Source organism: Enterovibrio nigricans DSM 22720, from assembly GCF_900167155.1.
Taxonomy (GTDB): domain Bacteria; phylum Pseudomonadota; class Gammaproteobacteria; order Enterobacterales; family Vibrionaceae; genus Enterovibrio; species Enterovibrio nigricans.
Window position 1 is genome coordinate 22,577 of record NZ_FUXU01000057.1, and the last position, 7,405, is coordinate 29,981.

Consider the following 7,405-nt stretch of genomic DNA (forward strand, 5'->3'; position numbering starts at 1 on the left):
TTTAAAAACAATTTTGTATCACTATTTGTACAAATTGCATGGGCTTAAGCAATTAGTGTTGAACGGAGAAAATGGGCACTCGATCGTCTTCGCACATTTAGATTGAGCTTTTTAAAAACAATTCGTGACAAAGCTTGTTTGTTCAAGAAAAAATGGAGATGCATCGTTGGTCAAGTTGAAAAAATCTCTGGGGCCCCTTTACCCCATTGCAGCTACCGCTTCTATTACCCTACTCATTTTTTTCATCTGTCGAATGGCGCTCGCATTATGGCAACAGGCTCGCGTTCATGAGGCCGAAGGCTGGAGCCAACTATTGTTAAGTGGCCTTCGGATCGATATTTCCAGCATCTGTTACCTGCTTATTCTGCCCGCGCTCCTATCTTCCCTCATCTCAGGTGAGCACCTTTTGGGCCGAATGTGGCATGCTGTCTTACGCGTTTGGATTACAGCAGGACTGTGGTTGGTTGTGTACATGGAAGTCGCGACAGTCCCTTTCATCGCGGAATATGACTTGCGGCCAAATCGTCTTTTTATCGAATATTTAGTGTATCCCAAGGAAGTATTAAGCATGCTTTGGGGTGGCTACAAGCTAGAACTGTTTATTGGCGCATTGGTTTCTATTTTAACGGTGGTACTCGGCTGGAAATGGTCCAAGCATTTGGTGACCGGATTGACGTACCCCAAATGGTATTGGCGTCCAGTCATCGCGCTATTGGTGGTGGCATTAGGTGTAATGGGAGCGCGCTCTAGCTTTGGCCATCGTCCTTTAAACCCAGCGATGGTCGCATTTTCTAGCGACCCATTGATTAACGATCTGGTATTGAACTCTTCCTACTCCGTGCTCTTCGCTGCCAAGCAAATGGGCTCTGAATCAAGCGCATTCAAGTTTTACCCCTCCATGGATAAAAGTACGATCATTCATGAAGTCAGGAGTAACATGCTCGTGGATAAGGGCAATTTCGTGTCAGATGATGCCCCTACACTTGCCAAGCATACCGCCTCCTTCGAGGGCAATCGTAAGAATATCGTGATACTGCTCCTTGAAAGCCACGGTGCGCGTTATGTCAGCCGATTAGGCGGTATCGATGCATCGCCTAATCTCAACAAGCTAATCGATGAAGGTTGGGCATTCAGTCGTATGTACGCGACGGGCACCCGGTCAGTCCGCGGTATTGAAGCGATCACGACGGGCTTCTCACCCACGCCAGCACGTGCGGTTGTTAAACTGGGGAAAAGCCAAACCAACTTCTTCACGATTGCAGAACTGTTGAAATCCCAAGGCTATCACACGCAATTTGTCTATGGGGGTGAGAGCCACTTTGACAACATGAAAAGCTTCTTCTTGGGCAATGGTTTTACTGACATTCAAGACCTGCCAACCTTCGAATCGCCTGAATTTATCGGCTCTTGGGGCGCGTCAGATGAAGATCTTTACAATAAAGCTGACTCGCTTTTCAGTCAGCTAGAAGAAAAAGGAACCCCCTTTTTCAGTTTGGTATTTTCCTCGTCAAATCACGCACCGTTTGAATATCCAGATAACAAAATCGCGCCATACAACACCCCTAAAGCCACAGTAGAAAATGCCGTGAAATATGCAGACTTTGCGGTGGGAGAATTTATAGAGAAGGCGAAAAAATCCAATTATTGGGATAACACAATTTTTCTCATTGTTGCAGATCATGATGCTCGTGCAACGGGTAACTTGCCGGTACCCATTGGCCACTTCAAAATCCCCGCCATTATTCTGGGTAAAGACATAAAGCCTAAATTTGATACGCGCTTAACCAGTCAATTGGATCTTCCGCCTACCCTACTGTCTCTCGCGGGCGTCAGTAGCATGAACCCTATGATTGGTCACGACCTCACTCTAGATATTCCGATTCAAAAACAACGTGCAATGATGCAACGAGACAAAAACTTCGGATGGATGACCGCCGATAACAAGGTTGTTATCCTTAGACCGGAGATCGGCATTTCCACATATCGTTATAACCCTAGTTCTGACACCTTAACCGACAGTGTTGTGGAAGAGAAAATTGTAGATTGCGCCCACGCCCACGCGATGTGGGGTAGCCTCGCGTTTGAAGAGGGTTTTTACGCGGCGCATCCAATAACAGACAAGACGACTCAACAATAGACAGAAAATCCTATACATCTAGCGCCAGATCCAAGGTTTCTTTCGCCCAATAAAAGTAGACTTATAAACGTGAACACGTATGATCTTAGTCATTACCACAGCATAACAAGCTAACTATTTGTTTAAACTAAGAATACCATTCAATTATGATACGAGAATCTACATTCGCACCTGTTACCCAATGGACAGAGCCGACCGTGGCAGAAGTAGCCGCCGTGTTTGCCTTGCTCAAAGACCATGGATACGATGCTAACCAACTGGCGAGTGTGACTGGCTTACAGCAAAAAAACGTGAATCTCTGGACGGCTCGATACAGAAACGAACCAGACAACATCTCGTCTATTCCTTATCCTTGCTGGTGTTTCTTAAGTGCGTTGGTTGGAAGACCGAATATCCAAAGTGGTGGCGAAGCGATTCAGGTCAATGTCAGAAGAGTGTTGTCTTACTTTAAGCCAACCGCGTTCAGGCCAAACGACAAATACGTTTCTCCAACGAGCGAGCAATTTAGTCATCTGATTGATAACGAGAATTACGAGACGCTAACCACTGAAAATCTGTCGCAGATTTTTGACTGGAGCAGTAAGCACTTTACATTTGGTATTACGCAAGGCTCTTTATCGTTTCTGAACTGGAGCCTGATTGTGATGAACTTGGGCATTGATATTCAGAAAATGATCTTGAAAGATCTTCACGGAGATCTCTCTGTCGGATAACCTCCGCCTCCGCACTATATAAATGCGCCCCTATTTAGGGGCGCAGATATTCTTCAAACAGGTAACGTCTTACCACATCAAATCATCAGGTACCACGAAGTCTGCGTACGGATCATCTTCATCTGCAGCTTGTTCTGTCACTGTGTTGTTTACCACAATAGTTTCGTCATCACGCTGCGCAATCTTATCCGCCACAACGCCGGGCACAACCGCATAGCCATCCATGTAACGTGCGATAGCCAGTCGACCATTCACCAACTGATCTTGCGTGGTTTTATTCACATAAATTTTCTTTACAAGCGTACCGTCGGTAAAGTTGTATCCGATGTCGCCGTCTTTACGATCAATCTTATTCATTTCGACAAGCTGTTTTACTTGGGCCGCAACCGCTTTCTTTTCAGCTTCGAGTTTTTTTTGAAGGTTTAATTCTTGGTCTTGCGCCAATTGAGCGGTGCGTTTTTCTTCAACAGCCTGTTTGGCTTCTTTCGCTAAGGTACGCGACTTCTTTGAAGATTTGCCTGCCTTTTTCATTTTCTTTTTATCGATAAGGCCAGCTTGGAGCATTTGCTCCTGTAACGTTAATTTTGCCATGTTGACTCCGTCTGAGGCGCGGCTTTGGTTGTGTTTAATTTTGGCTAGATAATACCACCAGAAAACGCGCAGAGGGATCACTGAAACGAAAAACGCCCATCAGATCCTATCCAATGGGCGTGAAAAGCAACTTATCGAGCCTGCATCTACTACAGAACAACACTCGCGAACAAGAAACCAAACAAGATACTGAACACCATGCTTAATAATCCAGGAATCATAAAGCTGTGGTTGAAGATATATTTACCAATCTTGGTTGTGCCCGTACGGTCAAAGTCGATAGACGCAATGATTGGCCCGTAGTTAGGGATAAAGAAGTAACCATTCACGGCAACGAATGTTGCGATGATAACTTCTACAGGAAGACCCAACATGATACCTACAGGCACAAGAACCGCAGTCGTTGCACCTTGGCTATTCACCATGACAGACAAACCAAACAATGCGAAAGCAAATGTCCACGGTGCAACTTCTACCATTCCAGAAACGGCTTCTTTCACCATAGCGTCATGACCCGCAATAAAGGTGTCACCTAACCATGCAATACCGAAAATAGCCACGATTGCACGCATACCTGCATGGAACACAGAACCTTGCGTGATTTCATTACCATCAGGCTTACAGATCAAAATGATCAACGCACCCATCGCAAGCATGATGATTTCAATAGTATGCGCCATGCCCATTGGTGAACCGTTGAAATTGGGACGCAGAACGGGGAACGCCCCCATGATAACAACAGCCAAAGCACCAAACAGGAACAAGCCAACCGCTTTCTTTGCTTCTGGTTTAACGACGATTTCTTCAACTTGCAGTTCAGTTTCCATTTCCTTACGGAAAGCAGGATCTTGCATGCGACGTTGATATTCAGGATCGTCTTTCAACTCTTTACCAAGTTTGTTAACGATGACACAAGCCAAGGCCAGACCAAGGAATGTCCCAGGAATTGTGACCATCAATACATCAGCTAACGTGATGCCTTGCGGCTCCAGGAATGCGACCAACGCAACCACAGCCGCGGCAATTGGGCTTGCGACAATAGCGAATTGAGACGCGATAACCGCCATACCCAGTGGGCGTTCAGGTCGAATACCGCTGCGACGACTTACTTCAGCAATCACAGGCAACACGGAATATGCCACGTGGCCCGTGCCTGCGAGGAAAGTAAAGCAATAGGTAACAAGCGGCGCGATAAAAGTGATATGACGAGGATTTTTACGCAGAATGTTTGACGCAATTTTGATGAGGTAATCAAGACCACCTGACGCTTGCATCGCTGCTGCTGCCGCGACAACCGCCATGATCATGAGCATTACATCAATCGGTGGACTGGTTGGCTGCAAGCCAAACACAAAGGCCAGAATAGCTAGGCCCACACCGCCAAGAACACCCAGACCGATACCGCCAATCCGGGCTCCGATTAAAATACAACCTAATACAATTAAAAACTCAATTAAAAACACATCAAACTCCTTGATGACTTCGTTCACATTAAAACCTTGGCGATATTAAGGTTTTTATTGAGTTTAAAATCAGTGAGTTCTCACACTTGGTTATGGAAGAATGTAATGAACAGGTCACTTTTTCGAGTCACCGCAAATTTATTCACCATCCGCTCACTTTAACAATCACGAGAGGATGAGTTTAAATAAGTGGTAAAATTTCAATACGTTACAAACATTCAATCGATGCAAAAACTCTGGTACATATTTTTCACATCTTGAAATGGATATTGCGCGAGTTTACCGAAACCTTGCATTTTAGAGGCTTTGACTCGGGTCATAAGCGGTGTATTTATTCCACACAAAAAGCGTGTAACCGTTTCTGGCGACAGCTCCATCCCCATCGTTTTTGACGCATCCTGGAATGGCTTACACCAAACGGTAACCTCCGCGCCTGAAATTTCTGGAAGGGCCTGTGCTTGTGGCAATTGAGCGACGCGCCCATTACACACTGAACAATACCCACAATGAACAGGAGCATGGGTATCCGCAAAATAACGGGCAAGACGGTGGCTTAAGCACGTATCTGTTTCAAAAAGATCCAACATGGCATGAACACGCTTGATTTCGGCATTTTCCTTATTGGCAAAGAGTTGGTGGACATGCTGACTGAGCATTCGACCACTTTCCCCCAAGCAGGCATCTGCTCGACATACGCGATATACATCCGTCATCTGCTTACTTTCTAGTTCTATCCAGCCTTTTTCAGCAAAGTAATCCAGCGCCGCGACTGCTCGCTTTCTCTCTGCATTGTAAACCTGCCATAACCCGTCGAAATCAACAGAATGCCAAACACGAGACTTTGGCGATGCAGCGAACAATGCTTCTGTAAACTGTCTTCTCTCTCCGTCAAATTGATTCACTATCTGTTCAGGAGATAAGGTGGTTTTAAATCGGTAATCGGCAAAGTAGCTATATTGCGGCTCAATAATCCCTTCTAGTTCGAGGTAAACCAGCAAAGTCTTCAATGGGAGTTGGCGGATATTACTGTCAGTCGACAAACGGTTAAGCATCACTTCCCATTGGTTACTTTTCCCGTGATTCCCGATTTCGTTTATGACATACCTAATTGCGACTTCGTCTGGTGTGTCGCCGTAGACAAAATTTTCAAGCACGCTGACACTTTCCCGGTTAGCCAGTACGGTACAAACCGATCGTTCTCCATCTCGTCCTGCTCGACCAATCTCCTGGCTGTAGTTTTCTATTGATTTAGGGAGGTCATAATGGACAACTGCTCGAATATCCGATTTGTCTACTCCCATACCAAATGCGATCGTGGCGACGATACAATTGATCTGGCCCGTCATAAATTGTTGTTGAATGCGTTGGCGATTATCGCTGGCCATCCCCGCGTGGTATGCACTCGCCGAATAGCCATTAGAGGAAAGGAATGCGGCGATACTCTCTGCCGTGTTTTGCAACGTGACATAAACGATAGTTGGCGCTTCACCGCCACGCTTTACCACATCGAGCAATGACTGTTTTTTGTCCTGCTCACGACATGGCACCACAGAGAGGTCAAGATTACTGCGATAAAAGCCCGTGACAACAATGTGTTGATCATCAATTCCGAACTTTGACCCCATGTCACTAATCACTTGCGGCGTTGCCGTCGCAGTCAGTAATAAGACTTGGGGAATATTGAGTTGCTGGCGGTATGCGGGAAGCTTTAGATAGTCGGGCCTGAAGTTATGACCCCATTCAGAAATACAGTGCGCTTCATCAACCACCAGCAGAGAAACCGATACAGACGAAATGAACTGACGGAAACGTTCATTTTTCAAACGCTCAACAGAAATCATGAAGATCTTGATCTCGCCGCTTCTGACCGCCTGCATAATTGCCCTCGATTCATCATAGGTCTGAGATGAATCGATGGACGCCGCGGCGATGCCTTTACTCTTGAGAAAGTTCAATTGGTCCTTCATAAGAGCAAGAAGCGGCGATATAACAAGTGTCAAATGTGGCAGGTGCAAAGCGGGCAACTGATAACACAGTGACTTTCCAGAGCCTGTTGGGAAAATTGCTGCCGAAGAATGACCCGCCAAGATATTTTCGACAACGCTCGCCTGCCCTCCTCTTAACCCTTGGAAGCCAAACACATTATTCAAGGTACTTAAGTAGTTGGAAGACATTCGTTTATCCTGATCTGAAAAGTACACAACTGATAAAGGATACCGAGTTTACAACAAAAGAGTTAGCTTACTTCACCTGTCCAATGAATGTTTTTTGCCTTAAGAATTTCAGTTCTACGCGTGCTTCGTTTTGCTATCCAATCAAAATGCCTTTTTCTTTTTCTATCTACATGAGCTACAGAAGCATCGAGAATGAGGGCTCTGCGGGGCTTTGTTGCTTAAATCGATGGAACTAAATCTAGAAGCTACGATCTGATCGGCTACACCCATCAATCGTCGTAGTCTCATGTCTAAACCTCGTTACAAAACAACTAACTGGAAGCAGTA

5 protein-coding genes are annotated in these 7,405 nt (G+C 45.6%); 2 read left to right on the forward strand and 3 right to left on the reverse strand.

The features are described from left to right. The first annotated feature begins 166 nt into the window (after positions 1-166). Positions 167-2,137 (forward strand): LTA synthase family protein, encoded by a 1,971-nt coding sequence (locus B5D35_RS16960; RefSeq protein WP_078753720.1) that lies wholly within the window; start codon positions 167-169, stop codon positions 2,135-2,137. 146 nt (positions 2,138-2,283) lie between these two features. Then, positions 2,284-2,850, forward strand: a complete 567-nt coding sequence (locus B5D35_RS16965) for a hypothetical protein (protein WP_078753721.1) — start codon at positions 2,284-2,286, stop codon at positions 2,848-2,850. A 69-nt stretch (positions 2,851-2,919) separates the two neighbouring features. On the opposite strand, the gene B5D35_RS16970 is transcribed toward B5D35_RS16965, so the two are convergent. From B5D35_RS16970 to B5D35_RS16980, 3 genes are all read right to left on the reverse strand, one after another. Further along, positions 2,920-3,441, reverse strand: a complete 522-nt coding sequence (locus B5D35_RS16970) for a DUF2058 domain-containing protein (RefSeq protein WP_078753722.1) — start codon at positions 3,439-3,441, stop codon at positions 2,920-2,922. 149 nt (positions 3,442-3,590) lie between these two features. Next, entirely contained in the window at positions 3,591-4,904 is a 1,314-nt protein-coding gene (locus tag B5D35_RS16975; RefSeq protein WP_078753725.1) for an anaerobic C4-dicarboxylate transporter family protein, read from the reverse strand. A gap of 218 nt (positions 4,905-5,122) precedes the next feature. After that, complete coding sequence (locus B5D35_RS16980) at positions 5,123-7,078, reverse strand: RecQ family ATP-dependent DNA helicase (RefSeq protein ID WP_078753723.1); 1,956 nt, start codon at positions 7,076-7,078, stop codon at positions 5,123-5,125. Positions 7,079-7,405: the final 327 nt, after the last annotated feature.